The 24,643-nt window shown below is 69.8% G+C and carries 25 protein-coding genes; 9 read left to right on the top strand and 16 right to left on the bottom strand.

Annotation, left to right across the window (positions count from 1 at the left end; genetic code table 11):
- Positions 1 to 149: 149 nt before the first annotated feature.
- A complete protein-coding gene (locus GA0070216_RS28100; RefSeq protein WP_218108296.1) occupies positions 150 to 1,607 on the bottom strand; it encodes an MFS transporter in 1,458 nt (485 codons plus the stop codon).
- Between the two features lie 74 nt (positions 1,608 to 1,681).
- Here GA0070216_RS28100 and GA0070216_RS28095 point away from each other — a divergent pair, with 74 nt between their 5' ends.
- From GA0070216_RS28095 to GA0070216_RS28075, 5 genes are all read left to right on the top strand, one after another.
- On the top strand, positions 1,682 to 2,410 hold the full coding sequence (locus GA0070216_RS28095; RefSeq protein ID WP_245722774.1) for a TetR/AcrR family transcriptional regulator: 729 nt from the start codon (positions 1,682 to 1,684) through the stop codon (positions 2,408 to 2,410).
- A gap of 257 nt (positions 2,411 to 2,667) precedes the next feature.
- The gene (locus GA0070216_RS28090; protein WP_091252340.1) at positions 2,668 to 3,564 is read left to right on the top strand and encodes an ABC transporter ATP-binding protein; all 897 of its coding nucleotides are present in this window, start codon (positions 2,668 to 2,670) and stop codon (positions 3,562 to 3,564) included.
- Complete coding sequence (locus tag GA0070216_RS28085; protein WP_091252338.1) at positions 3,561 to 4,310, top strand: hypothetical protein; 750 nt, start codon at positions 3,561 to 3,563, stop codon at positions 4,308 to 4,310. The genes GA0070216_RS28090 and GA0070216_RS28085 overlap by 4 nt, the downstream gene beginning before the upstream one ends.
- A gap of 15 nt (positions 4,311 to 4,325) precedes the next feature.
- Positions 4,326 to 5,480 (top strand): sensor histidine kinase, encoded by a 1,155-nt coding sequence (locus GA0070216_RS28080; protein WP_091252336.1) that lies wholly within the window; start codon positions 4,326 to 4,328, stop codon positions 5,478 to 5,480.
- Positions 5,477 to 6,133, top strand: a complete 657-nt coding sequence (locus GA0070216_RS28075) for a response regulator (RefSeq protein ID WP_091252334.1) — start codon at positions 5,477 to 5,479, stop codon at positions 6,131 to 6,133. The genes GA0070216_RS28080 and GA0070216_RS28075 overlap by 4 nt, the downstream gene beginning before the upstream one ends.
- 224 nt (positions 6,134 to 6,357) lie before the next feature.
- Here GA0070216_RS28075 and GA0070216_RS28070 read toward each other — a convergent pair whose 3' ends face one another.
- Positions 6,358 to 6,825 (bottom strand): VOC family protein, encoded by a 468-nt coding sequence (locus GA0070216_RS28070; RefSeq protein ID WP_091252332.1) that lies wholly within the window; start codon positions 6,823 to 6,825, stop codon positions 6,358 to 6,360.
- A 101-nt stretch (positions 6,826 to 6,926) separates the two neighbouring features.
- Between GA0070216_RS28070 and GA0070216_RS28065 the strand changes: the two genes are divergently transcribed.
- From GA0070216_RS28065 to GA0070216_RS28055, 3 genes are all read left to right on the top strand, one after another.
- On the top strand, positions 6,927 to 7,763 hold the full coding sequence (locus GA0070216_RS28065) for a helix-turn-helix domain-containing protein (protein WP_091252432.1): 837 nt from the start codon (positions 6,927 to 6,929) through the stop codon (positions 7,761 to 7,763).
- A gap of 221 nt (positions 7,764 to 7,984) precedes the next feature.
- Entirely contained in the window at positions 7,985 to 8,482 is a 498-nt protein-coding gene (locus GA0070216_RS28060) for an SRPBCC family protein (RefSeq protein WP_091252330.1), read from the top strand.
- A gap of 43 nt (positions 8,483 to 8,525) precedes the next feature.
- Complete coding sequence (locus tag GA0070216_RS28055; protein WP_218108294.1) at positions 8,526 to 9,179, top strand: SRPBCC family protein; 654 nt, start codon at positions 8,526 to 8,528, stop codon at positions 9,177 to 9,179.
- Positions 9,180 to 9,240: 61 nt separating this feature from the next.
- On the opposite strand, the gene GA0070216_RS28050 is transcribed toward GA0070216_RS28055, so the two are convergent.
- From GA0070216_RS28050 to GA0070216_RS28025, 6 genes are all read right to left on the bottom strand, one after another.
- Positions 9,241 to 12,075, bottom strand: coding sequence for an ATP-binding protein (locus tag GA0070216_RS28050; protein WP_091252328.1), 2,835 nt, complete (start codon positions 12,073 to 12,075; stop codon positions 9,241 to 9,243).
- Between the two features lie 308 nt (positions 12,076 to 12,383).
- Positions 12,384 to 12,950: a hypothetical protein gene (locus GA0070216_RS28045; protein ID WP_091252326.1), complete on the bottom strand. Its 567-nt coding sequence runs from the start codon at positions 12,948 to 12,950 to the stop codon at positions 12,384 to 12,386.
- Positions 12,951 to 12,994: 44 nt separating this feature from the next.
- On the bottom strand, positions 12,995 to 14,326 hold the full coding sequence (locus GA0070216_RS28040; RefSeq protein ID WP_091252324.1) for a hypothetical protein: 1,332 nt from the start codon (positions 14,324 to 14,326) through the stop codon (positions 12,995 to 12,997).
- Positions 14,323 to 15,129: an ABC transporter ATP-binding protein gene (locus GA0070216_RS28035; RefSeq protein ID WP_091252429.1), complete on the bottom strand. Its 807-nt coding sequence runs from the start codon at positions 15,127 to 15,129 to the stop codon at positions 14,323 to 14,325. The genes GA0070216_RS28040 and GA0070216_RS28035 overlap by 4 nt, the downstream gene beginning before the upstream one ends.
- Positions 15,130 to 15,195: 66 nt before the next feature.
- Positions 15,196 to 15,984 (bottom strand): cupin domain-containing protein, encoded by a 789-nt coding sequence (locus GA0070216_RS28030; RefSeq protein ID WP_091252322.1) that lies wholly within the window; start codon positions 15,982 to 15,984, stop codon positions 15,196 to 15,198.
- Positions 15,981 to 16,523 (bottom strand): RNA polymerase sigma factor, encoded by a 543-nt coding sequence (locus tag GA0070216_RS28025; protein WP_245722773.1) that lies wholly within the window; start codon positions 16,521 to 16,523, stop codon positions 15,981 to 15,983. The genes GA0070216_RS28030 and GA0070216_RS28025 overlap by 4 nt, the downstream gene beginning before the upstream one ends.
- A 537-nt stretch (positions 16,524 to 17,060) precedes the next feature.
- Between GA0070216_RS28025 and GA0070216_RS34075 the strand changes: the two genes are divergently transcribed.
- The gene (locus GA0070216_RS34075) at positions 17,061 to 17,432 is read left to right on the top strand and encodes a hypothetical protein (RefSeq protein ID WP_141723219.1); all 372 of its coding nucleotides are present in this window, start codon (positions 17,061 to 17,063) and stop codon (positions 17,430 to 17,432) included.
- Positions 17,433 to 17,500: 68 nt separating this feature from the next.
- Here the strand turns inward: GA0070216_RS34075 and GA0070216_RS36255 are convergent, their stop codons facing one another.
- From GA0070216_RS36255 to GA0070216_RS27985, 8 genes are all read right to left on the bottom strand, one after another.
- Complete coding sequence (locus tag GA0070216_RS36255) at positions 17,501 to 17,791, bottom strand: TetR/AcrR family transcriptional regulator C-terminal domain-containing protein (RefSeq protein ID WP_281190472.1); 291 nt, start codon at positions 17,789 to 17,791, stop codon at positions 17,501 to 17,503.
- A complete protein-coding gene (locus GA0070216_RS36700; protein ID WP_425413204.1) occupies positions 17,767 to 18,288 on the bottom strand; it encodes a TetR/AcrR family transcriptional regulator in 522 nt (173 codons plus the stop codon). The genes GA0070216_RS36255 and GA0070216_RS36700 overlap by 25 nt, the downstream gene beginning before the upstream one ends.
- Before the next feature lie 237 nt (positions 18,289 to 18,525).
- Positions 18,526 to 19,776, bottom strand: a complete 1,251-nt coding sequence (locus GA0070216_RS28010; protein WP_091252315.1) for a metal-dependent hydrolase family protein — start codon at positions 19,774 to 19,776, stop codon at positions 18,526 to 18,528.
- A complete protein-coding gene (locus GA0070216_RS28005; RefSeq protein ID WP_218108293.1) occupies positions 19,760 to 21,262 on the bottom strand; it encodes an MFS transporter in 1,503 nt (500 codons plus the stop codon). The genes GA0070216_RS28010 and GA0070216_RS28005 overlap by 17 nt, the downstream gene beginning before the upstream one ends.
- An 11-nt stretch (positions 21,263 to 21,273) precedes the next feature.
- A complete protein-coding gene (locus GA0070216_RS28000) occupies positions 21,274 to 22,083 on the bottom strand; it encodes an S-methyl-5'-thioadenosine phosphorylase (protein WP_091252313.1) in 810 nt (269 codons plus the stop codon).
- Positions 22,080 to 23,273 carry a pyridoxal phosphate-dependent aminotransferase gene (locus tag GA0070216_RS27995; RefSeq protein WP_091252311.1) on the bottom strand — a complete coding sequence of 398 codons (1,194 nt, stop codon included), beginning with the start codon at positions 23,271 to 23,273 and terminating at the stop codon, positions 22,080 to 22,082. The genes GA0070216_RS28000 and GA0070216_RS27995 overlap by 4 nt, the downstream gene beginning before the upstream one ends.
- Positions 23,270 to 24,028: an acireductone synthase gene (mtnC, locus tag GA0070216_RS27990; protein ID WP_091252309.1), complete on the bottom strand. Its 759-nt coding sequence runs from the start codon at positions 24,026 to 24,028 to the stop codon at positions 23,270 to 23,272. Before mtnC ends, GA0070216_RS27995 begins: the two co-directional genes overlap by 4 nt.
- Positions 24,025 to 24,609, bottom strand: coding sequence for a 1,2-dihydroxy-3-keto-5-methylthiopentene dioxygenase (locus tag GA0070216_RS27985; protein ID WP_218108292.1), 585 nt, complete (start codon positions 24,607 to 24,609; stop codon positions 24,025 to 24,027). Before GA0070216_RS27985 ends, mtnC begins: the two co-directional genes overlap by 4 nt.
- Positions 24,610 to 24,643 lie beyond the last annotated feature (34 nt).

The raw sequence follows: 24,643 nt of genomic DNA, 5'->3' as shown, positions 1-24,643 counted from the left end.
CGTCGACCAGGACGGGCAGGTCACCGACGTGCTCGTCGTACCGCGTCGGGAAGCCGTTGCGGCCCGACAGCTCCTCCATCGAGGTGCTGACCGACGCGAATCCGGGTTCGTCAGCACCCTTGCACGACGAGCACCACGGCGGACCTCTGTCATTCCCGAACCAGGGGAACGACGGGCGTCTGCCGCCCGGCCGAGGCCGATCGTGGCCCGGGCCGGCGGGGCATCACCAGGGCGACGGCCACGGCCGCCAGTACGAGCAGCGCCACAGCGGTCACCAGAGCGGCGTCGAACCCCGCGACGACGGCGTCCGTGGCCGCCCCGCCCGGGGCCGCGCGGAGTGCAGCGGCGGTGGCGGTGGCGGCGACGGTGTTGAGCAGCGCGGTGCCGATCGATCCGCCGAGCTGCGTCACGGCGTTCACGGCGGCCGACGCCGCACCGGTGTCGTCGCCGCTCACCCCGCTGGTCGCGGCGGAGACCGCGGGGGTGATCGCGCAGCCGAGGCCCAACCCGATCAGGATCTCCGCGGGCAGGAAGCGGGTGAGGTAGAGCCCCGGGACGCCCGGTTCGAGCCCGATCAGCAACGCCATCCCCGCAGCCATCACCAGGAGCGCGGGAACGATCAGGCTTCGCGCCGCGAGCCGGGGCGCGAGCAGGCCGGCGATCAGCGTCGACCCGACGGCGATCGCCAGCGCCAGGGGCAGGAACGCCAGAGCGGCGCCGATCGGCGGGTAGTCGAGGATCTGTTGGAACCAGTACGTCAGGACGAGGAAGAACCCGAACAGCGCCAGCTGCGGCAGACCGATCGCGAGCAGACCCCCTCCCCGGGTGCGGTCGAGGAGCACCCCGAGCGGCAGCAGGGGCTGCGCCACGGTTCGTTGGGCGACCGTGAACAGCAGCAGCATCAGCACCCCCACGGCCAGCAGCGTGATCACGACCGGGTCACTCCAGCCGCGGCCGGCGACCAGGGCGAACGCGAACACCAGGGAGGTCATGCCCGCCACGCTGGTGCCCACCCCCAGGAGATCGAGTCGTACCCGGCGGGCGGGCCGACCGTCGATCACGGTCCGGACCCCGATCAGGGCGAGCACGGCGATGGGCACGTTGATCAACAGGCACCAGCGCCAGGTCAGGTACTGGGTGAGCGCCCCACCCAGTAATAGTCCCAGCACCGCCCCCGCCCCGGTGAGCGCGCCGTAGACGCCGAAGGCGATACCCCGTTCCCGAGGCGTGGTGAACGTTCCCGTGATGATCGCCAGGGCGGCGGGCGCGAGCAGGGCGGCGAACACACCCTGCGCGACCCGACCGGCGAACAGCAGCTCTGCGGTGGGGGTCAGGCCAGCGAGCGCGGACGCCAGCGCGAAGCCGAGCAGACCGTACCCGAATGCGCGTTTCGGGCCCAGTGTGTCGCTGAGGCGACCGCCGAGCAGCAGCAGGCCCCCGAATGCCAGGGCGTAGGCCGACACCACCCCACTGCGGGACGAGTCGCTCATGCCGAGTTCCTGCTGGACCGAGGGCAACGCGATGGTCACCACCGTCGAATCCAGCACCACCATCAGTTGGGCCAGTCCCGCCGTGGCGAGGACCCACCAGTGTCGACCTGCTGCCACCACGCGCCTCCTGAACATTGGAAAGTCAACTTACCATCGTTAACTTGTCGGGGAACCGTACTAGGGTGGTGAGCGTGGCGACGATCGGACCAGACGAAACGCCGGCGCGGCCGGCCGACCGGCGGGGCGGCGGCGCCGGAGCGGTCTGGCTCAGGGAGGACCCGGAACGTACGCGCCGGGCGGCTCCCCTGACCCGGGAGCGCATCGTCGAGGCGGCGGTGGCCCTGCTCGACGCGCACGGCATCGGCGGCCTGACGATGCGACGCCTCGCTGAGCGCCTCGTGGTCACGCCGACCGCGCTCTACTGGCACGTCAAGACGAAGGACGACGTCCTCGACCTGGCCCTCGATCAGATCTTCGGCGAGGTGCCGCTCCCCACCTCCCGGGGCGAGTGGCGGGACGACATCCGGATGCTGACCTCCGCATGGCGTACGGAAATGCTCCGCCACCCCTGGGCCGCGAACCTCATCGGGCGACCGATGCTGGGGCCCAACGTGCTGTCCTGCACCGAATTTCTGCAGTCGACGCTCGTCCGTGGCGGGCTGACCGGCGTCCGGCTGGCAGTGGTCACCCGGCTGCTCGCCAACTTCGTGATCGGTGCGGCGCTGACCGATGCCACCTGGCGGCAGATCGACGACCCGGGGGCGCGGGCCGGGGCACGGCGGCACATCACGAGCAACCCGGCCAGATATCCCACGCTCGCCGCCTCGGGGCACCTCGACGAGAGCCAGTGGGTCGACGAGGACCTGTTCGTACGGGGCATCGACGTCATCCTGACCACCCCGGCGAGTGACCGGACCTGACCTTCAGGCGCAGCCCGTGACGTCCACCGGACCATTCCGCCCATACCTGCCGAACGCCTACGGGCCGACCAGGTCCGTCGCCAGCACCAGCAGGGGCCGGCAACAGCCGGCGCAGGACGTGCCGGGTCTGCGGAAGTCGAATCTCCGACCACGTGACACGACCCTCGGCGGGGGTGGTACCGCGGTACCACCGAAGGCGCGGAAGTGCCGACCGCGGTACCACGATCCTGGCGCTACGCGCTCCTAGCGTGGTGAGCATGATTCAGATACGCGAAGTAACCAAGCGGTACGGTGCGAAGACAGTCGTCGACCGGCTGTCGTTCAGCGCCAAGCCGGGCCAGGTCACCGGCTTCCTCGGGCCCAACGGCGCGGGCAAGTCGACCACCATGCGGATGATCATCGGCCTCGACGCCCCGACCTCCGGCGACGTGCTGATCAACGGCAAACCGTACGTTTCGTCGAAAGCCCCGCTCCACGAGCTTGGCGGGTTGCTCGATGCCAAGGCCGTGCACCCCGGGCGCACCGCGGTCAGCCATCTTCTCGCCCTGGCCCGCACGCACGGCATCCCGCGCTCGCGCGTCGACGAGGTCCTCGGCATGGCCGGCCTCTCGGCCGTCGCCAACAAGCGGGTCGGTGCCTTCTCCCTCGGCATGGGCCAGCGGCTCGGCATCGCCGCCGCGCTGCTCGGCGATCCGGCCGTGGTGATGCTCGACGAGCCGGTCAACGGCCTCGATCCGGAGGGTGTCCTCTGGGTGCGCAACCTGCTCGCCGGCCTCGCCGCCGAGGGCCGCACCGTGATGTTGTCCTCCCATCTGATGAGCGAGGTCTCGCTGATCGCCGACCACTTGATCATCATCGGGCGGGGCAAGCTGCTCGCCGACACCACCGTGGCCGAGCTGGTGACCGCGGAGGGCGTCCGGGTGGTCACCGCCGACCCCGATGCGCTACGCACGGTGATCAGCGGACCGGGCGTAACGGTCACCTCGACCGGTGCCGAGGAACTGCTCGTCTCCGGCACATCCGCCCGGCAGATCGGGCTGGCGGCGGCGAGGCGTGGAATCCCGCTGTTCGAACTGACCCCGCAGAACGCCTCGCTGGAAGAGGCGTTCATGGACCTGACCCGTGACGCCGTCGAATACGAGGCCGCCCGATGAAGATCACCCCTGGTGGCGTCGTCGCCGCCGAATGGACCAAGTTCTCCTCGCTGCGCTCCACCTGGATCACGACCGGCACCTCCGTCGTCGTCCTGATCGCGTTCGGCATGATCGCCTCGGCGTCCTCCTCAGGCGACGGCATGTCAGCGGTCGACCTGGCCCTGTCCGGCAGCACCCTGGCGGCCCTCGCCGTCGGAGTACTCGGCGTGCTGTTGGGGGCCAGCGAATACACCACCGGCATGATCCGGGCGACCCTGGCCGCGGTGCCACGCCGGTTGCCGGTGCTGTGGTCGAAGAGCCTCGTCGCCGGGCTGGCCGGGCTCGTCGCGATGACCGCCGGCGCGTTTGCCGCCTTCGCTCTGGGGTCGGCCGTTCTCAACGACGACGTCGGCGGCCTGAGCCTCGGCGACGACGGTGTGCTGCGCGCTCTGTTCGGGGCCGGTCTCTACCTGGGCCTGATCGCCGTGCTGGGCGTCGCGCTCGGCATGCTCGTCCGCGCCAGCGCCGGCGCGATCGCCATCCTCGCCGGCCTGCTGCTGATCGTGCCGGGTCTGGCCCTGCTGCTGCCGCGCTCGATCTCCGAGGCGGTCACCCCGTATCTGCCGAGCAATGCGGGCAGCGCGGTGATGGCGCTGACCCCGGGAGACAGCACTCTGGCGCCCTGGACGGGTCTCGCCGTCTTCGCCGGGTATGTCGTCATCGCCCTCGCCGCCGCGGCGTATCGGCTCAAGAAGACCGACGCGTAAGGGGACAATCGCCTGATGAGCACCCAGGAATGGCTGGTGGACTGGCAGGCCGGGGTACGGGCTTTCCATCGTCGCCGGCCGTGGGTCATGGACACCGTCGTGGCCGTCGCGATCGTGCTGTTCAGCATCTCGAGCCTGGTCGAGGCGCCCCTGCGGGCCACCATCGCGACGCTGACCCTGCTGCCGCCGCTGTACTGGCGGCGGCAGCAGCCGTTCCCGGCGTTCCTGGTGACCGCGGCCAGCGTACTGGCCCAGGGCTGGCTGGGCGTCGAGGTCGGCGCCGGGGTGGTCCTGCTGGTAATGCTGTTCGGCGTGGCCTCCCGCGGTTCCTGGCGGGCGCTGGCCTGGGCCTGCGGTGTCACGGTCACGTTGCTGGTCGCCGAGATCTACCTGTTCGAGGAAGTGCTCGAAAACCGCACCGTCACGTTGTTCCTGGTGCTCGGCACGTCGATGGCCGCGGTCGCGTCCGGCGTCGCGGTGCGTACCCGCCGGGCGTACCTCATCGCTCTCGAGGACCGCGCCGCGCGCCTGGAGGTCGAACAGCACCAGCGTGCCCGCCTCGCCGTCGCCCACGAGCGGGCCCGGGTGGCCCGCGAGATGCACGACCTCGTCGGCCACCACGTGTCGGTGATCGTGGGCCTGGCCGACGGCGGGGCCGCGCTCGCCAGATCGCGCGACGAGCAGACCGCCGAACCGCTGCGCCTGATCGGGGTGACCGGCCGGCAGGCGCTCGCCGAGCTGCGCCGGGTGCTGGGCGTGCTGCGCGGAGAGGACGCCGATCCACAGCTGAGCCCGCAGCCCGGCATCGAGGACCTCGACCGGCTGCTGCCCAGTGTGCGGGCCGCCGGACTGCCGGTCACCTACTCCACGACGGGCGAGCTGGACAAACTCAGCCGAGGCGTACAGCTCGCGGTCTATCGCATCGTGCAGGAAGCGCTCACCAACACCCTCAAACACGCCGGGCGCGGTGCGGCCGCGAACGTCACTCTCACCACCTCCGACGGGGAGGTACGCGTCCGCGTCCGCGACAGCGGTCACGGCAGACCCGCCGCCCCGAGTCACGGCCTGCTCGGCATGCGCGAACGCGCCACCATGTACGGCGGGGTGATGACCGCCGGCCCGGCCGACAGTGGCTGGCTGATCGACGTCGTCCTCAAGGAGCCCGCATGACGACCGTACTGATCGTCGACGACCAGCCGTTGCAACGGATGGGTTTCAAGATGCTGCTGGACGGCACCCCCGGCATGACAGTGGTCGGCGAGGCCTCCACCGGCACCGAGGCAGTGCGCTCGGTGGAGCAGATGAGACCCGACGTCGTGCTGATGGACGTACGCATGCCCGGCATGGACGGCATCGAGGCCACCCGCCGCATCACCGCCGCCGGCTCGCGCACCCAGGTACTGATCCTGACCACCTTCGACCTGGACGAATACGTCTACGCCGGACTGCGGGCCGGCGCGAGCGGCTTTCTCCTCAAGGACGCCCGTCCCGAGGAACTCATCGCCGGCATCCGGGCCGTCGCGAGCGGAGAATCGGTGGTGGCGCCCAGCCTGACCCGTAAACTCATGACCGCCTACCTTCAGCACGCGGCACCCGACGCCAAGCAGGACCACCGGCTGGCCGCACTCAGCGAGCGAGAACGCGAAGTCCTTGAGGCGATCGGCCAGGGCGCCACGAACACCGAGATCGCCGAACGCTTCACCCTGACCGAGTCAACCGTGAAGAAGCACGTCGGGCGGGTACTGGCCAAGATCGGGGCACGGGATCGGATCCAAGCAGTGATCTTCGCGTACGACAACGGCCTCGTCCAGCCAAGCGCCTGAGCTGGGCCTGTTGCGTCGAGCGGAAGCATGGTCGACTCCAGCTGGGCCGGGTGGTCCGCTGAGCCGGTGAGGTTGCTGTCTCGAATCCGGTCCTGGTCCCCACCGCCGTCGGCATTCGTCGGGTTCCGGTTCCCACCCGAAGTGATCGTCCTGGCGGTCCGCTGACACCTGCGGTTCAACCTCTCCCACCGAGACGTGGAGGGGCTGAGTAGCGTGCCGGGTGGTCACCGAGGGAGTTCGAAGAGCTCCAACTGGATGCCGTCCGGGTCACGCAGGTACAGGATCTTGGTGCCGGCGAGTTCGCCAGCGTGGATTCCGTCCCCGCTGGCCAATATCACCGGGTCAGCGTTGAGGTGGACGCCGCGCTCCCTCAGGTGGCGTACCGCCGTGTCCATGTCGTCGACCTCGAAGCAGAGATGCATCACCCCGACGTCGCAGTTGCGGCCCTCGAACGGCTTCGGCACCGGCCGGTCGTACTGGATCAGTTCCAGCAGGACGTTGTCTCCGGCGAGCGAGAACACCGCTCGCATCGCGGGGTTCTCCACTTCCACCACGGCGCCGAGCGCGGCGTTGTCGGCCGAGATGGTCACGCCGTTCGCGGCGACCCCGAGAACATCTTCGTACCACCGCACCGACCGGTCGAGGTCGCTGACGGGCACGCCGATGTGGTGCATTCGCGTCACTTTGAGCATCCATCGATGCTCCTACAGCGATACGTTCCGAGGGAGTCAGAGATCTTCCTCGTACTGCTGGTACCAGGACACGGGCAACCGGATGCGGGATCATGAAGAGGATGAACCACCTTGGTGCCGCGCTCCGCGCCTGGCGAGATCGACTGGAGCCGGCCACCGTCGGGCTGGTCTACCACGCACCGCGGCGGGTCGTCGGACTGCGCCGCGGTGAGCTGGCGATGCTGGCGGGTGTCTCGGCCGAGTACGTCGCGCAGCTCGAGCAGGGCCGAGCGAAGACCCCGTCGGCTCAGGTGTGCTCGGCGTTGGCTCGCGCGTTGCAGTTGAACGACGAGGAGCAGGCCCACCTGCTGCGTCTGGCTGGGCATACCGCCAACCCGGATCGCATTCCCAGGTTGATCCCGATCAGTGTGCGCCGGGTTGCCGACCAGCTCAGCGCCAGCCCTCTGGCCGTGTACGACGCCGCCTGGCAGTTGCTGCACTGGAACCCGTTGTTCGCGGCGACCTGGGGTGACCCGTGCCGAGCCAGCGTTGAGGACCGGAACGCCATGATCACCCAGTTCGAACGGCGGAACGCCCGGGTCCGACAGACCGCGGCAGAACGGGTGTGGTTCGAGCAGTCCCTCGTCGCGGACCTGCGGACCACCACCGGCCGATACCCGAACGATCCCGATGTCGCATCGTTGATCGATCGGCTGAACCGCACTGCGCGGTTCCGCGAACTGTGGGCGAGTCCGACCGTCGCGGCTCACGAAAGCGCGCACAAGACTGCTGTCCATCCGGAGATTGGTGAGATCGCCTTGGACGCCAACATTCTTCCGACCCAGGACAGCGATCTGCGGGTCGTGGTGCTGACGGCGCGACCGGGCACTGACGCCCGAAGCAAACTGGACCTGTTGGCCACTATCGGTGTCCAGGAAATGGCTCTTCGCTCCGATTAACCTGGCACGCCGGGGCATGCTCCGGCCGCGAGTTCGTCCGCTGTCGCGGCTGCGGCGAAAGCTGGCCACCACGCCGGGTGGAGAGGGGCCACAAGGAGTAGGTAATCCTCGCCGATGCGGGCGAGGCGGGTGCCTTGGCAGGATCGTCTCCGTTGTGCGGGGTCAGCCCCGCGAAACGGTGGCCGCCAGCGGGCCGCCGCTCACCGTAGAGAGGTAGCACGATGGGGAACGGGCAGGCCACCGGCGCGGCGAACGAAGGTTTGAGGATCGACGAGACGGCACCGGTGATCAGTCGACACAGCGTCACGGTGCAGGCGTCGGCGGAGATCGTGTGGCGCGTTCTCACCGACATTGACGCGTGGACGACGTGGCTGCCGGAGCTTCCGTACGCGCGGGTGGAAACCCCGGGGCCGCTCGGGTCGGGATCGGTGTTCCGGTGGTCCGCGTCTGGGCTGGACATCATCTCGACCATCGCCGAGGTACGGCCGTACGAGCGACTGGTCTGGTCCGGACACGCCAACGGACCGGACGGCATCCTGGGCGTCCACGTCTGGAACCTAGCTCCCGGCGACGACGGGCTGATCGTGTCCACCGAGGAGTCCTTCGCGGGTCCGCCGGTCGACGCCGATCCTGGATCCATCCAGGCAGCTCTGGACGAGAGTCTGGTCACCTGGCTGCAACGGCTCAAGGACACCGCCGAAACGGACGCCGCCGGATAGCGACAACCCTTCACGCGCGACGAACCTCGTGAGAGGAACAACTGTGACCGTCATCCCTACATCTTGGCCGGGCATCAAGCGCATGCTGGCGGCCTCGCTCGCCATGACCACCACTCTGGGGGTCCTGGCCACGTCGGCGCACGCCTCCGCTCGGAGCAGCGACGCCGACTCCGGAGCACCGCGTTGCGCGGGGGAGAGCGTCGACCCGAACGCCAAGATCCGCTACCGCACCGAAGCCGTCATCGACGCACCGCTCCGGACGATCTGGAAGCTGCAGACCGATGTCGCGCGTTGGCCGTCCTGGCAACAGCCGGTCCTGACCAGCAGGCGTCTCGACTCCGGTCCGCTTCGTGCCGGATCGTCGTTCCAGTGGACGACTCCGGTGCAGGAGACGCACCTCAACCCCGCCACCACTCTCGTGGTCACCTCCACCGTCCACCAGCTTCAGCGGCAGACGTGCGTGCGGTGGAGCGGTCCAGCGGTCGGCGAAGGACTGCGTATCGACGAGGGAGTCCACGTCTGGACCTTCACCGAGGTCGGAGGCCGGGTTCTCGTGCGTACCGAGGAAACCTGGCGCGGTCGCCAGGTCGAAGCGGACGTCGGATTCGCCACCGCCGCGCTCGGGGCAGGTCTCGAGGTGTGGCTACGAGACCTGAAGGCCACGGCTGAACGAGACTGCGACCGGCACCGCCGCTGACAACGCTGAAAGCCCCCGATGCCCCGCCACCGACCCCCGGTCGCGGGGCCAGCCGTCTCCGCTACAGCTGAAGCTCCCGGAGCTGGCGTCGCGACGTTATCCCCAGCTTTCGATAGATGTTGCGCAGGTGGGCATCGACCGTGCGAGGACTGACGAACAGCAGCGCGGCCACCTCCTTGGTGCCCGCCCCGGACGCGACCCTGCGAGCGACAAGCAGCTCCCGCTCCGTCAGTGCGTTGAGCGGGTCGGTCTCGCCCACACCCGGATGCTCGCCGATGGCCGCCAGCTCCCGCACGGCCCGGTCGGCGAAGGCCCGCGCGCCGACCGTCTTCAGCAACTCGTGCGCGGCACGCAGCTCCACCCGCGCCTCGGCACGACGGCCCACACTGCGTAGCCACTCCCCGTGCAGCAGGCGAGCCCGCGCGTAGTGCCCACGCACCCGGGTGTGGGCGAACCGGCCGATCGCGCCAACGTACAGCTCGTGAGCGCCCAGGCCCGGTTCGAGCAGCGCCCGCGCGAGCAGGTGCGCGCCGACCGCCCACGAGGTGGGGCTGGCGCGCGCGAGATCCTCAAGCCACGCGGCGGAGAGCTTGCCCTCCTCCGGCCGACGGGCACGCACGGCGGCCTCGACCAGTTCACTGTGAAACGCGGAGACGACGTACGAACCCTGCTGCTGCCGGTCTCGCGCGACCAGCAACGCGTCGAGCGCGTCCTCGTAGCCGCCGAGCCCGTTGTGCAGCACGCCGGTCGCGTAGAAGACGGCGGTGAACTCCACACCGGCCCAGTCGCGCAGCGCCTCCCGAACCTCGCGGAACCGTCCAGTGTCACCACGCCAGGCGGCGAGTGTCAGGTCCGAGCCGAGGAGATTGGTCGTGCCCGCCGCCTCGTCGACCGCGCGTGCCTCGATGATGCTGGCGGCCGCATCATCGATCCGGCCGACCATGACCCTGGCGGCCGCCTGAAAACGCAGCGCATGCGGCAGAATCGCATAGGCTCCCTGTGCCCGGGCAAGTTCGACCTGACGGTCGGTCAACTGCTCCATCGCGACCTCGTCGCAGAGGTCGGCGCTCAGCACGCAGGCGCGCTCCATCCACCACGGATTCGCATCGGCCCCCCGGGTCTGATCCAGAAACGCCTCGACCGCGCGGCGCATCGCGGGCGCCGCCTCGTCGACGGGCAGCAGGTTCTGGGCAAGCAGGGCGTCAAGTAGAAGATCAACGGCGCGGGGCGGACGCCGTCGCGGTACCCGCTCCTGGATGCGTAGGGCGAGACGGCGCAGCCGGCCAGGCTCATCGATGCTGAACATCAGGGAGGCGAACGCCTCCAGGTAGATTTCGCGGGCTCGATCGGGATCGAGACCCTCGGCCGCGTCGGCAAGTGCGAGCGTCGCCGGGATACTGCGGGACACGTGGTAGTCGATCATCGCATCCAGGAGGCACAGCTCAGCGCGGTCAGCCGTTCCTGGCCGGCCGAGTCGCGCCTGATTCACCAGTTCCCGTGCGGCTTCGGGCGCCCCGGACTGCAACCGCGCTCGAGCGGCCGACAACAACCGACCTGCCCGCCGCGAAGCGTCCGGCGTCAGCTGAGCGGAGCGTTCCAAGAACGCCGAGGCCGCGGCAAAGCCCCCACGGGCGTGCGCCCGCACAGCCGACCGCTCCAACTCCGCCGCAATCGACTCGTCAGGAACGGCGACCGCGTTGGCGCGGTGCCACGTGCGGCGGTCCGCATCCGTATCGGCACTGGTCGCCGCGGCCAGCGCCGCGTGTACCTGCCGGCGGGTCCGGGCATCCGCCGACCGGTACACCGCGGAACGAGCCAATGGATGCCGGAAGTACAAGCGGGGACCGGCGACCACCAGGCCCTCCTCCACAACCGGAGTGAGATCGGCAGCGTCCAGCCCGAGAACCGTCATGGCGCGGCGTAGCAGCATGATGTCGCCCAAGGGCTCCGCCGCGGCGAGCACCAAGGCCAACCGGGTCCGCGCCGGCAACCGCAGGACCCGACGTGTGAACTGCGCCTCCAACGCGCCTTGCACGCCACCGGTCACCACGTTCGGCAGACCCAACGGATCCGCGTCCCGAGCGAACTCCACCAGCGCGAGCGGATTGCTTCCCGCCTCGGCGACAATCCGTTCCAGTACCGGGCCGTCAAGATTGGATAGCGCTGACAATCGCAGCAGGTCAAGGGCTTCGCTGGCCGCAAGCCCGGCAACGGCGAGCCGAGGAAGACGATCGAGCTCCGGGACAGAAGCGACGTCCCGCGCGGCGAACACCATCACGATCCGATCGGCACCGACACGGCGCGCGACGAACGCCAGCGCCTGCCGCGACGCTTCATCACTCCACTGCGCGTCATCGAGCACGCACCACACCGCAACGTCCTGCGCCGCAGCGCCCAGAAGGCTCAGTACAGCCAGGCCGACCAGCATGGGATTCGGTGCGGCACCTGCGCCGAGCCCGAACACCGTCTCCAGTGCGAGCCGTTGAGGCGCCGGGAGCTCGCGGCGGTATTCCAGTACCGGAGCACAGAGGTGGTGCAGCGCCGCGTAGGGCAGCTCACTTTCGAACTCGACGCCGCTCGCGCGCAGCACCCGCCAGCCGTCGAGCGACTCGACCGCGGCCTGGACAAGAGTCGACTTGCCGATGCCCGCCTCGCCGACGATAAGCGTCGCACCTCCGCGCCCGCCCGCCGCGGCCGCCGCGAGCGCGCCGAGCTCGCGCAACTCCGACTGCCGGGCGACGAATCGCATCCACACCCCATCCCGATGTCGTCCTCGTCGCAACCTTATGCCGGCCACGCCGATCAATATTGGCGCGGGCGGCATGACCGCCTTGATCGAGACCAATCGACGCAGAGCGAAGTCACCGTAACCGACATCAACGCGGCGGACGAGCATCGACCAAGCCAAGAATCCACCGTCCCCACATCCGGCCGCTGCGGCCACCGCAAGCACTACCGCCAGAACGCCCTCGCACCCACCGGGATACCACCGGACAGGCCCGGACGTGAGGGACGCTCGTCGCACGAGCACCCACCGGGCACCAGGGACGGAAAAGTGGCCACGGCTACCGCCTTCGATCTTCGTGTTCTGCCAGGAGCCGGAAGATCATCAAGCGGTGGCCGTCCCACGTCGAGCACGGCACGCCGAAATCCACACAGGACTGCACCGACGGATAGCGGCCGAGGTTGAAGATCAAGATTAGATCAGCCGGCGGTCCGTGCTGATGTGTTCAGTCGTGATCCTCGCAGGATGTAGCCGGCTGCGCCGAGGACGAGTAGTACGGCTGCGGTAGTGCCGGCTGTGGTGGATTCGGCTGGCTGCAGGGGCCAGCTGAGAATCTGGCCGAGGACGCCGTCGCCGGTGGTGCGGCTGATCGGCACGAACGGCGGAATGGTGATGAAGGGGACCAGATAGAACCATGAGCGTGCGCTACCGAGGGTGGCGGCGCCGAGACTGATCAGACCGAGCGCGCCGGCGCAGTTGCGCGCGAGGGCGGCCGGCTCGCCGTATCCGTGCGTCGTGCCAGCTACCGACAGCAGCAGACCGAGGACGACCAGAGCGGCGAGGGTCAGGTGCAGTGCCCGCCGAGTCGGCCAGGGCAGTGCGGCGGTGCGGTCCAGGTCGGGGTCGGGACCGGTGAGAGTGGTGCCGGCGGCGATGGCGGCGAAGCCGGTGGCGGCCATGGACAGGGGAGCCGGCAGGATGTCGGGTGGCGAGATTGCGGTCCAGATCGCCCAGAGGCCCCAGACCACCGCCGCGGCGCCGATCATGGCAGCGGGTATCCGGCGCGCTCGGAGGTGGTGAGCAAGCCCCTTCATCGGGGGCCATCCATCAGGATGTCCCACTGGGCGTCGGCGTTGCAGGCGAGGCCAGCGTCGCGGAGCGCGGCGATGCGTGCCAGTTGTTCGGCTGCGGGCAGTGAGGTCAGCCGTTGCCACGCCTCGACTGCTTTCTGTTTGGTGTCCGGTGGCGGTGTTTCGAGCAGCCAGTACGCGGCGACGAGCCGGGCGGCGCCGTACGTCTCCCAGTTGCTGGTGTCTCCACAGCTGATGACCCCCGCACCGGTCAGTAGTTGCAGCGTGACCTGTTCGGCGTCGATGTCCGTGGCCCGTCCGCTGTCGAGGTAGAAGGTGACGGTCTGCCCTGACGGGGTGTCCTGTTCGTCGGGGTTACCGCTGATGTCTCGGATCCCTTCTTCGACGGCGGTGGGGGGATTCGGTAGGCGGCTGAGGCGGTGCAGAGCGTCGCGGGCCGGTGCGACGGTGTCGGGGAGGACGGCGGCGTGTACCCGGCGGACGCAGACGCGGGGTGTTCCGTCGGCGCAGACCAGTTCTCGGGCACCGGCGTCGACGGCGTCCATGCTGTTGGCCGGGCCGGCCGACGCCAGCAGAAGCAGCGCGGTGACGGCACCGAAGACGGCTGGTAGAGCGGCAGCCGTGCGGGCGCGGACGTGGGTGGCCGACAGCAGCAGGAATCCGGTGGTGGCCAGGGCGAGCGCCCAGATGGACTGGGCCAGACTCAGCCGGGCCGGCACGATGAGGAAGTCGCCGCTCTGGCCGAGCACCGGCGACAGCAGAGCAACGCTCTGCTGGATACGGCCAGCGACGTAGTAGGCGGACAGCAGGCCGGGGGCGCTGGACAGGATCAGTCCGGCCATGGCCAGAGTTGGCGCGGTGAACCGCGACGGTACGACGGCGCCCAGGCCCATGCCGAGCAGCCCGGCGGCGAGTAGCAGCGGCAGCCCGGTGGCGATGACGGCGATCGCGGCGGGGTTGAAGTAGGTTGCCGAGCCGGCTACCAGCGGCAGGCATGCAGCCACGGTCAGCAGGTAGGCGACGGTGACGGTCAGACTCAGCGCGAGGGCCGGCGACGCGGCGCGTTGCCAGGCGGGCCGGGCAGTGCTGGTGAACAACTCGCCGACGCGTCCGCGGCGGTCGCGGTCGGTCAGCCACGCCCCGGCGGCCAGGGTGAGCGGCCAGGTGAAGGCCAGCGCTGTGCGTAGCGTAGTTGCCAGCGGGGACCATCGGCTGCTCCACGCATCGGGCCCGAAGAGCAGATACATCGCGGCGAGGCCGAGTAGGAGCACGATCAGGCCGGCGCCGACCGCAGCGCTACGGCGCAGGTCGATGGCGAGCGCGCGGATCATGCGCCGGCCTCCCGCCGGGCCTGGCGGATCACCGCGGCGTAGCCGCGTTCAGCGGCACTGTCACCAGGGTCACCGGTGCCGCCGCGTTCGGCCAGTTCCGCAGGCGTGCCCTGCCACACCACCCGGCCGGCATGCACGATGACCACATCGGTGCACGAGGCCACCACGTCCTCGACCAGGTGGGTAGAGACCAGCACGCACGTGTCGGCGCCGAGGTCACGGAGCAGCTCGCGGAAGGTCAACCGCTGCTCCGGGTCGAGACCCACGGTGGGCTCGTCAAGCAGTAGCAACGCCGGGTCGTTGACGATGGCCTGGGCCACACCGGCACGACGCAGCATCCCACCGGACAACTGTTTCAACTTGCTGCCGGCCCGCTCGGTGAGCCCGACCCGGGCGATCGCCCGTTCGGCGGCCACGGTGATGTCGGCCGTGGGGACCTCTTTGAGCCAGGCCGTGTACTCGACGAACTCGTGGACGGTGAACTTCGGGTAGTAGCCGAACTCCTGCGGCAGGTAGCCCATCATGCGCCGGATCGGCCGCAGATCGGCTCGACGCTCGTGCGCCGGCCGACCCAGAAGGTTCAGGCTGCCGGCGGCCGGCCTGAGCACGGTGGCCAGCGCGCGCATCAGCGTGGTCTTCCCGGCGCCGTTGGGACCCAGCAGGCCGTGGACGCCTACACCGATGCGCAGGTCGAGGCCGGTCACCGCCAGATGCCGGCCCGCCCGGACCTGCAAGCCGTGCGCCTGCACCGCGTGTTCCCACGTGGTCGGCCTCAACTCGGACTCGGACAAACTTCGTACCATCATCGCTCCTTGGACAGGGATCATCAGCCGCTGGCAGGCAGCGGGAAACAGTGGGTGGGTCGTTGATCAGTTACGACTGGCGAGCCGTTGGAATGCCTCAGCGCGGGTCCAGGCCAGAGCGGCCAGTACCAGCCCGGTCATTGCCCAGACCGGGGCCTTGTCGGCGTCCAGCACGTCGGGCAGCTGATGGGTCAGCATCGCCGGTGCCGTCACCACGGCGACCCAGGCAGCGGCGACGACACCGGCAGCCCTTCGTACGCCGAGCAGACTGCCCAGCGCGATCGTGGCCGAGGTAACGGTCAGGCAGGGCAGCAGCCACAACGCCACCGACGTCCCGACGGCCCAGCCGACCACCGCGAGAACCGGCAGAAGCGCCGCAAGCACCGTGACGGTGCGGCGCAGCACCATCAGAGCACCTCCCCGAGGGGAGGCGGCGACCAACTCCCACGCCGGATCGTCGCGGCGTGAGCACGCCGCCGCGACACCGAACAACGGCACGACCGGGGCAATCAGCAGCACCGGCGACGGATAGTGCGGATTGACCACCTCCAGCAGCAGCGCCGCCACCAGCGCGCCGACGCTGACCATCAACCGCGGAAGCAACGACCACGTCGACCACCGGCGCACCACCCCGAACCGCCGGTACGGCACCATCGCGGGCAACGACCCGGTGAGCTCTCCACCGACGCGGGCGACCATCGCCGCCGTGCCGGGGTGAACGACCTCGCCGAGCCGACTACGGCAGCCGGAACAGGAGTCCAGGTGCACCTCCACGCCCCACACCGCGGCATCCGGCAGGCTCTCACTGATCCCGGCATAGCGCGCCAGCAGGTCGTCGTCGATGTGCGAATTCATGACAGCGCCTCCCGAAGGCGGATGCGGGCCATTCTGGCGCGCAACTTCACTGTGCTCTCCGGCACTCCGAGCAGAGCCGAGGTGTCGCGTACCGAGAGCCCGTCCAGAACCATCGCCTGCAGCACACGCCGGACCTCCGGAGCCAAGGTGTGCAAGGCCCGCAGCAGATCCGCATCGACCCGGCCAGCCAGCACCTCGTCCTCGGCGGCGGGCGCCGGCGCCGCGGCTATCGCAAGCGGAAGTTCCGCCGCGCGGGCACGGTGCCGGAAGGCGTCCACCAGCCGGCGTGCCGCAATCGTCCAGATCCAGCCCGTCGCACCACTCTGCGCCGAACCGGTGAACGACCCCGCCGACCGCCACACCGCCATGAAGGTCTCCTGCAGAACCTCGGCCACGATCTCGTCGTCGGAACACCGGCGCCGCAACCGGGTCGCCAGCCACGGCGCCGTACGCCGGTACAACTCGTCGAAAGCGGCATGCTCACCGCGTGCGCAGCGGCGAACCAGCTGCACCTCGGTCACCGCTTCCTGATCACCCACGCTCAGTAGGACGGCACCGACCGCCCGGCGGATAGCCCAAGCGGTGTGACCCGAGACACATACGCAAGCCTCCATGAATGCCCGCGCATCGACTGTCCAACGGATTGCGAGGCGCCGAGCTGAGATCACCACACCTTGCCGGCTACCGACAGGCGACTGGTCCGTCGCTGGCGAGAGAAACCGCAGCATTGAACGTACCGCCGAGGCCGCACGATCTTCGTGAGGTCGGGCCGTTTGAGCTGCCCTGATCCAGGCCGAACAACCCCGTCGAGCATCCGGCCCACTGTGACGAACGAAGGGCTGCCAGTCGCCGATACCTACTCGCCGAGGCCTCGGGCAATCCAGCCGGGGGCATGGGAGCGCACGGGCAGTGCGCCCACCAGTGCGGTCAGGTGCATCTCGAAGGTCGCAACCTCGCTGGCACCGACCTGTGCGGTGCCAGGAACCCGATCGCGCAGCACCAGATCGGGGTCTGGCCGCTCGAAGACTGGTTCCTCAGCCGGATCGCGAAGAACTCACCGGAACGTCCCGTTCGTCGTGAAGTCGTTCACCGACCGCCAGGGCAGGCCGCTGACGATGGTCAACGGTCAGGCATGGGTGATCCCCAAGGGCGCCAAGAACCCGGACGTGGCCTGCACGTTCGCCAAGACGATGACCGCCACCGACACCTGGGTGACCACCGCGCAGGCCCGGCTGCCGGCCGGCAAGGCACAGAACCTGCCATTGACCGGCGTCTCGAACCCGTTGCCTCCGGACGAACGTCGTCGCACCCGCGTGGCGCTTCGTCAACACCTCCCCCGCATGGACCGTCGTGGCAGGGGGAGCAACCCGCGACGGAGTCCCGGACCTGCCGTGTCCTCGAGGTCCGCTCGGATACCGGCACGAGTGTTTCCGGCCCGCTTTGCCTGACCTGACCGGTTGCTCGACCTTTACGAAGGTGTAGACGCGAGCGGAGCAGACACCCGACATAAGGCCGCTCAGCCGCCGCGTTGCCTGATCAGGATGTCGAGGCCGTCGAGGATCCGGTCCAGACCGAACTCGAACACCTGATCTTGGCGGCCGTCAACGGCTGCTGCGGCCATCGTCGCCGCCAGTGCGGGGAAGCGGTCGCCATGACGGCGGATCTGCTCACCGATCAGCGCCGTGATGTCCGCCTCGGGTTGCCGACCTACCATGGCCTGCTGGGCGATCGAGCGGACATGTCCGGCGAGCACCGCGATCAGATCAAGGCGTTCGCTGCCGGTCAGCCCGGGGTACTCAGCGCGCACTCCATCCAACCCAGTTCGTTGGGACCGAGTGGCCGGGGGCCGACGGTAACCGCCAACGCCCACGCGTGTCGCAGGTACGCCGCGAGCAGTTGGTGGGACCACTGCTTCAGCCCGGCTCGCCAGTCGATGGCGTCGATGGCGGGCGACTCACCGATGGCGCGTTCGACCATGAGAGCCACGAGTTCGGCTCTGCACGCGACATATCGACAGAGGGCCATCTTGGTGAAGCCAAGATCGGCGGCGACCCGCTGCATGGTGACCGACCCGAGCCCTTCAGCGTCGGCGATCGTGATCGCGCTGTCGGCGATGCGATCGAGGCTCAGGGTCGGCTTGGGGCCGCGGGTCGGTTTCGGGCGACCGCCCCAGAGCAATTCAGTCGTCACATGATCTCCGCTGGATCTGGTGGCGTAGTAGGCCAGGTCCGTGGGGTCGGTCATGCTGCGGCGGATCAGCAGCCGATGGCCGTATCCGTCGACCGTGCCGGGCAGGGAGGCCACGGCCCAGTCGTAGAATCGCGGCCCTTTGGCGCCGTCGCCGCACGTGCGCCGCTTCCACCTACCCCACCTCGCGACGTCGATGTGGGGTAGGTAGGCGTGGGCCTGTGTGAACACCGATCAGATCTGTCAGGGGCGCTGGCCGCGGTTCAAGAGGCGATCGACCCTTGCGCGAGGCTGACTGAGGGTGCTCCCGCCATGGTTGCCGGCCGTTCGGTCACTTGTGGAGTGCCGCCCTACTCAGCGGGCCTGTGGTCCGGCCAGCAACCGCCCCGCCGCCATGAGCAACCGGCGGTACTTGGCCGGCTCGGCGAGCACCCCCAGGTGCTCCAGCGGATTGCCGTCCGTCGCGATCAGGTCGGCGTATGCACCCGGGGCGATCACCCCCAGGGTGCCCTCCGCGCCGAGCATCGCGGCGGCGGTGGAGGTGGCCGAGCGGATGATGTCGAGCGGCGTCAACACCTCCCGCCGCAACTGGAACTCGTCGAGCTGGTGGCGCTGCATCCCACCCAGCAGGTCGGTGCCGAAGACGATGTTGACGCCACCCCGGTGCGCGGTCTCCAACGCCCCCAGGCCCGCGTCGAGCACGTCGTACACCTTGCGGTGGACGTGCTCCGGTATGCCGGCGGCCCGGCCGTCCCGGGCGATGGCCTGGTAGGTGACCAGGGTGGGGACCAGATAGGCGCCGGTAGCACGGAACAGCACGACGCTGCTGTCGTCGAGCAGGTTGCCGTGTTCGATGCTCCGTACCCCGCACTCCAGCCCTCGGTTGATCGCCTCCGCCGTGTACGCGTGGCCGGCGACGTACCGCCCCGCCGCGCTGGCCTCGGCCACAATGGCGGTGATCTCGTCCAGTGCGAACTGGGTGGCCTCGATCCGGTCGGTCGGCGAGGTGACCCCGCCACCCAGCATGATCTTGATGTGGTGCGCCCCCTTGCGGAGTTCGTCGCGGGCCGCGCGGCGGCACTCCGCGACGCCGTCGCACACCCGACCGAAGTCGGGGCAGCAGTACGGGACGGTCCCGACGTTGCGGCCGGGGCGTCGTACGTCGCCGTGGCCCCCGGTCTGGGAGAGCGCCTTACCGGCGAAGAACAGCCGGGGCCCGGTGACGAGGCCGTCGGCGATGGCGTCAGCGAGGCCATGGTCCGCGCCGCCGCAGTCACGGACCGTCGTGAAGCCGCGCATCAGCATGTCGTGCAGCGCCCGGGACGCGTGGGCCCCCACGTAGTAGTGCGACAGGTCCGGCAGCGCGGACAGGTCGGCCGTGGCCGCCGTGACGTGCACGTGGCCGTCGATGAGTCCGGGCATCAGGGTGGCCCCCTCCAGGTCCACCACCGGCGCCTTCCCGTGCCGCACCTCGGCGCCGCCCACCTCGGTGATCAGTCCGTCGACGACCAGGACGCGACGGTCCGGTGTCAGGGTGCCGGCGACCGGGTCCAGCACGGTCGCGTTGACCAACAGCCAGGTCTTGCGGTCATCTCGGGCCGACACGTGGACTCCTTCCTTCTTTGCCGACAGCGACAGGGACGGGGCCGGGTGCACCGGTCACGGTCTGGGGGCCGGGGACCACCGGTGCCGGCCCGTCCGGCGCGGGTACGGTCGCCGACCGGCCGTCGCTGATCTCCTCCAGCGCCCGCCCGCTGGTGGACACACCGAAGACCAGGACCACCACCACACCGACGGCGAGCGCTCCCGTGGTGATCAGGAAGACACCGTCGAAGCCGATGACCGGATAGGTCGTCCCGATCAGGATCGGCGCGGAGATCCCGCCGATGCGGCCGACCGCCGACGCGGTGCCCATGCCCCGCGCCCGGACTTCGGTCGGGTACAGCTCGGGGGTGTACGCGTAGATCGCGGCGTAGACCCCGTTCATGAAGAAGGAGAGCAGTCCGCCGAAGATCATCACCTGCGCGGAGATGTCCGACCCGGACAGCAGGTACGCGGCCACCGAACCGCCGCCGAGGTACAGCGCGATCGTCCACTTGCGGTCCAGCAGGTCATTGAGCGCGGCGGCAGAGTAGTAGCCGGGGATCTGGGCCAGGTAGATCACGATCGAGTAAGTGAAGCTCTTCGCGATGGTGAGCCCGTTCGCGTGCAGCAGGGTCGGCATGAAGGTGAAGAAGCCGTAGAACGAGAACGTGATCACCACCCAGAGGACCCACAGGACGGCGGTACGGCCGGCCAGGTCCCGCCGCCACAGCCCGCTGATGCCGAGCCGCCGGGACGGCGCGGTATCCGGTGGAGGGTCGGCCGGGGCGACGGTGGGTGTCGGGGCGGCCGGGGAGGGCGGCCGGATGGCGGCCGACCGCGCTGCCTGCCGTTCGATCGCCTCGACCACGGCGCGGGCCTCGTCGGTCCGCCCCTGGGCGAGCAGGAAACGGGGTGACTCCGGCACGGACCGACGCCACCACAGCAACAGGATGATGGGCACAGCCGCGACCACGTGGAGCACCCGCCATCCCTCCGGCCCCATCGGGACGATCCACCGGGCCAGCAGGGCGGCACCGACGTACCCGAAGGAGAAGAAGCCGGCGAGCGCACCGATGAACCGGCCACGGAGTCGTCCGGGGACGAACTCGGAGAGGAAAGCCGGGATGATCGCCGACTCGGCCCCGGTGCCGATGCCGGCGACCAACCGGGCCAGGAAGAAGAACTCCCAGTTGGGAGAGACCGCCGCGACCAGGGTGGCCAGGCAGAACACGGCCAGCGCCCACATCATCACCCGACGCCGGCCGATCCGGTCGGCGATGATGCCGGCGCCGAGGGCACCGAAGAAGAAGCCGATGAGCGTGGAACTTCCCACCAGACCGGTCTGGCCGCTGCTGAGCTGCCACTCCTCGGTGATCGAGGGCAGGACGAAGGCGACGGTGGCGACGTCGAGGCCGTCGAAGGTGAGCCCGAGGCCCCCCATGGCGAGCAGGGTCAGGTGTGGTCGGGAGAACGGCAGCCGTTCCAGACGGGCCAGCAGGTCGGACACCGGTCCCCCGCTCAGGCCGGCTCGAACGGGAGATCGATGCCCTCCAGCGTCGCACCGCAGCGGCAGGCGGGCGTCCGGGGCAGCGCGTCGACCACCCGGAGCAGGAGGGCCCGCAACCGTTCGACGTTCTCGGCGAAGACCTGGAAGACGTTCTGCTGCTGGACCTCGTCACCGGGGGCGAGGCCGGCGTCCAGGTCGGTCACCAGGGCGATGGAGGTGTAGCACAGGGCGAGTTCCCGGGCCAGGGTCGCCTCGGGCTGGCCGGTCATGTTGACCAGCGACCACCCCTGCCGGGCGTACCACCGCGATTCGGCCCGGCTGGAGAAGCGCGGTCCGTCGATCACCACGGTGGTCCCTCCGTCGGTCACCGGGCTGCCGTACTCACGGGCGGTCTTCAGCACGGTCTCCCGACCGACGGGGCAGTACGGATCGGCGAACGAGACGTGTACCGCCCCCGAGTCGTAGTAGGTCCGGTGCCGCCCGGAGGTACGGTCCACGATCTGGTCCGGCACCACCAGGCTGCCCGGCCCCAGTTCGGGCAGGAGCGAGCCGACGGCACAGGGCGCGAGGACCTGACGTACCCCGGCGGCGCGCAGCGCCCAGATGTTGGCACGATAGTTGATCGTGTGTGGGGGGAAGCGGTGGTCGGCGCCGTGCCGGGCGAGGAAGGCGACCGTCCTGCCGCCCACCTCGCCCACCGTCACCGGACCGCTCGGTGGGCCGAACGGGGTGTCGACCGTGATCTGTTCGCTCTCCGCGAGCAGCGCGTAGAACCCGGTGCCGCCGATGATCCCGACGTCGGGTCGTGCCTGCGTGGTCATACTGCCTCCTGGTGGTACGGGGTCGTGAGGCCGGCCAGTCTGCGCGCCGCCTCGTCCAATACCTCCGGCTTCTTGCAGAACACGAAGCGGACGATCGGCAACCCGTCGGCGGGGTCGTCGTAGAACACGGCGCTGGGGATCGCGGCGACCCCGGCCCGGTGCGGCAACTCCCGGCAGAAGCGGATGCCGTCCGCCGTGCCGAGGGCTCGGATGTCGGCCTGTAGGAAGTACGTTCCCTGGCATACGTACGGGGTCAGACCGGTGGCCACCAGACTGGCCCGCAACCGGTCCCGGTTGGTCTGCAACCGCGCAGCCTGCGCCCGCACCCAGGGCTGCTGGGTTCCGAGTGCCTGCGCCACCGCGACCTGGAAGGCGGTGCCCGAGGCGAAGGTCAGGTACTGCTTGACCCGCCGCACCGGCTCGACCAGATGGGCTGGACCACACACCCAGCCGACCTTCCAGCCGGTGGCGCTGAACGTCTTCCCCGCCGACGAGATGGACAGCGTCCGTTCCCGCATCCCCGGCAGGGTGGCGAGCGGGGTGTGCACGGCACCGTCGTAGGTCAGATACTCGTAGACCTCGTCGGTGACGGCGACTAGGTCGTTGCGCCGGCAGCAGTCGGCGATGGCGGCCAGTTCCTCGGCGTCGAACACGGTGCCGGTGGGGTTGTGTGGACTGTTCAGCAGCAGTACCCGGGAGCGGTGTGAGACCGCGGCCGACAGGTCGTCGGGGTCGAACCCGAACCGGCCGGTGGCGTCGGGACGCATCGGTACGACCCGTCGCCGACCCCCCGCTAGGGCGATGCTGGCGGCGTACGAGTCGTAGTACGGCTCGAAGACAATGACCTCGTCGTCCGGCGCGCAGTGTGCCAGCAAGGCCGCCGCCAGGGCCTCGGTTGCTCCCGTCGTCACCAGGACCTCGGTGTCCACGTCGTAGTGGGTGCCGTAGCGCAGGGCCCGCTGGGTGACGATCGCCTCACGCAGTTCGGGGAGCCCGGCCAGCGGCGGGTACTGGTTCGCGCCCGCCGCGATGGCGGTCCGGGCCGCCTCCAGCATGGCCGGCGGGCCGTCGGTGTCCGGGAAGCCCTGCCCGAGGTTGACCGCCCCGGTCCGCTGCGCCAGCGCGGTCACCTCGGTGAAGATCGTCGTGCCCGAGCCGGTGCCGGTCGGGCAGGCGGGTACCCGGATCATCGCGGCCCCCCGGCAGCGGACCGCGCGGCCGGCAGGCCGTGGCCCACCGGTAGCGGCCCGCCGGTCAGGTCGCCCCGCAGGTCGACCTGGTCGAAGGTGGTGACGACCGGATGGTCGCCGCCCACCGGCGGCGTGTCGTCCCGCTGGACCGCGACGCTGCGCCAGCCCGCCACCCGGGCCGCGTCCAGCTCGGCGGCCACGTCAGACAGGAACACGATCGAGGCCGGGTCGGTGCCGATCGACCGGGCGATCGAACGGTACGAGTCCGGTTCCCGCTTGGCGCCGCCGTTCTCCAGGTCGAAGAACCCGGTGAGGTACGGCAGCAGGTCGCCGTGCGGGCTGTGCCGGAACCACGCCCGCTGCGCGGCCACCGACCCGGACGAGAAGATGTGCACGGTCCACCCCTGCGCCGTCCAGGCCCGGAGGGCCCGTGGCACGTCGTCGTACACGTGTGACACGAGCGCGCCACTGGCGAGGGCGTCCTGCCAGATCAGCCCCTGGATGGTCTTCAGGGGCGCGACCTTGGCGTCCCGCCGGATCCAGTCCCGCAGGATGTCGACGATCTCGTCCCGGCCGACGTCCGGCCGGTCGGCGATCCTGGCCGCGGACCGCAGCGCGTCGGCGACCGCCGGCTCGCCGCCGTGGGTCGCCACCCAGGACCCCAACACCCGGGACGCGTACGGGAACAACTGGTCGTGCACGTAGCTGATCGAGCTGGTGGTGCCCTCCACGTCGAGGACGACTGCGCGGCTCACGGCAGCCGGGCCGTGCGCAGCTGGTCCAGGCTGGGGAACCCGCTGGCGATGCTGTCCGGCAGGAAGTTGCCGATCCAGCCGTCCTCCTCCTCGAAGAACCGGATGGCGGTGAACTCCGGCTGGCCACCCATGTCGAACCAGTGCGACGTGCCCTGCGGCACCCAGAGCAGGTCGCCCGCCTCGCACACCACCGCGTACACCTTCGCGCCCACGTGCAGGTAGAAACAGCCGGACCCTTCGACGAAGAACCGCACCTCGTCTTCGTCGTGGGAGTGTTCCGAGAGGAACTTCGTCCGCGCCGCGTGGGCCTTGTCCGGCCACTGCGGGTCGGTCTCGTCGGGCTTCATCCGTACGACGTCGACGAGCCGGAACCCGCCCTGGGCGCAGATCCGGTCCACCTCCGGCCGGTAGGCGGCGAGAACGTGGTCGGACGAGGCGTCCGGGGCCAGCTGCCGACCGAGTTCCCACTGCTCGAACTGCACGTTGAGTGGGCTGAGGGCCTCGCGGATCTCGTCGGGCCGATCGGTGCGCTCCAGCACCGTCCGGGCGTCGTCGTCGGGCATGATCTGCAGCAGTGTCACGGTGTTCTCCCTCACTGAGTCGCTGCCGTCCGAT

Origin of the sequence: Micromonospora matsumotoense, assembly GCF_900091525.1 — a bacterium.
Lineage (GTDB): Bacteria > Actinomycetota > Actinomycetes > Mycobacteriales > Micromonosporaceae > Micromonospora > Micromonospora matsumotoensis.
This window is presented reverse-complemented; position numbering and strand designations above follow the sequence as displayed.

Coding starts and splice junctions, on each gene's coding strand:
- GA0070216_RS28090 (WP_091252340.1), top strand. CDS start 2,668: ATGATTCAGATACGCGAAGTAACCAAGCGGTACGGTGCGAAGACAGTC.
- GA0070216_RS28085 (WP_091252338.1), top strand. CDS start 3,561: ATGAAGATCACCCCTGGTGGCGTCGTCGCCGCCGAATGGACCAAGTTC.
- GA0070216_RS28080 (WP_091252336.1), top strand. CDS start 4,326: ATGAGCACCCAGGAATGGCTGGTGGACTGGCAGGCCGGGGTACGGGCT.
- GA0070216_RS28075 (WP_091252334.1), top strand. CDS start 5,477: ATGACGACCGTACTGATCGTCGACGACCAGCCGTTGCAACGGATGGGT.
- GA0070216_RS28070 (WP_091252332.1), bottom strand. CDS start 6,825: ATGCTCAAAGTGACGCGAATGCACCACATCGGCGTGCCCGTCAGCGAC.
- GA0070216_RS28065 (WP_091252432.1), top strand. CDS start 6,927: ATGAACCACCTTGGTGCCGCGCTCCGCGCCTGGCGAGATCGACTGGAG.
- GA0070216_RS28060 (WP_091252330.1), top strand. CDS start 7,985: ATGGGGAACGGGCAGGCCACCGGCGCGGCGAACGAAGGTTTGAGGATC.
- GA0070216_RS28050 (WP_091252328.1), bottom strand. CDS start 12,075: ATGCTCGTCCGCCGCGTTGATGTCGGTTACGGTGACTTCGCTCTGCGT.
- GA0070216_RS28045 (WP_091252326.1), bottom strand. CDS start 12,950: ATGATCGGCGCCGCGGCGGTGGTCTGGGGCCTCTGGGCGATCTGGACC.
- GA0070216_RS28040 (WP_091252324.1), bottom strand. CDS start 14,326: ATGATCCGCGCGCTCGCCATCGACCTGCGCCGTAGCGCTGCGGTCGGC.
- GA0070216_RS28035 (WP_091252429.1), bottom strand. CDS start 15,129: ATGGTACGAAGTTTGTCCGAGTCCGAGTTGAGGCCGACCACGTGGGAA.
- GA0070216_RS28030 (WP_091252322.1), bottom strand. CDS start 15,984: ATGAATTCGCACATCGACGACGACCTGCTGGCGCGCTATGCCGGGATC.
- GA0070216_RS28000 (WP_091252313.1), bottom strand. CDS start 22,083: ATGACCACGCAGGCACGACCCGACGTCGGGATCATCGGCGGCACCGGG.
- GA0070216_RS27995 (WP_091252311.1), bottom strand. CDS start 23,273: ATGATCCGGGTACCCGCCTGCCCGACCGGCACCGGCTCGGGCACGACG.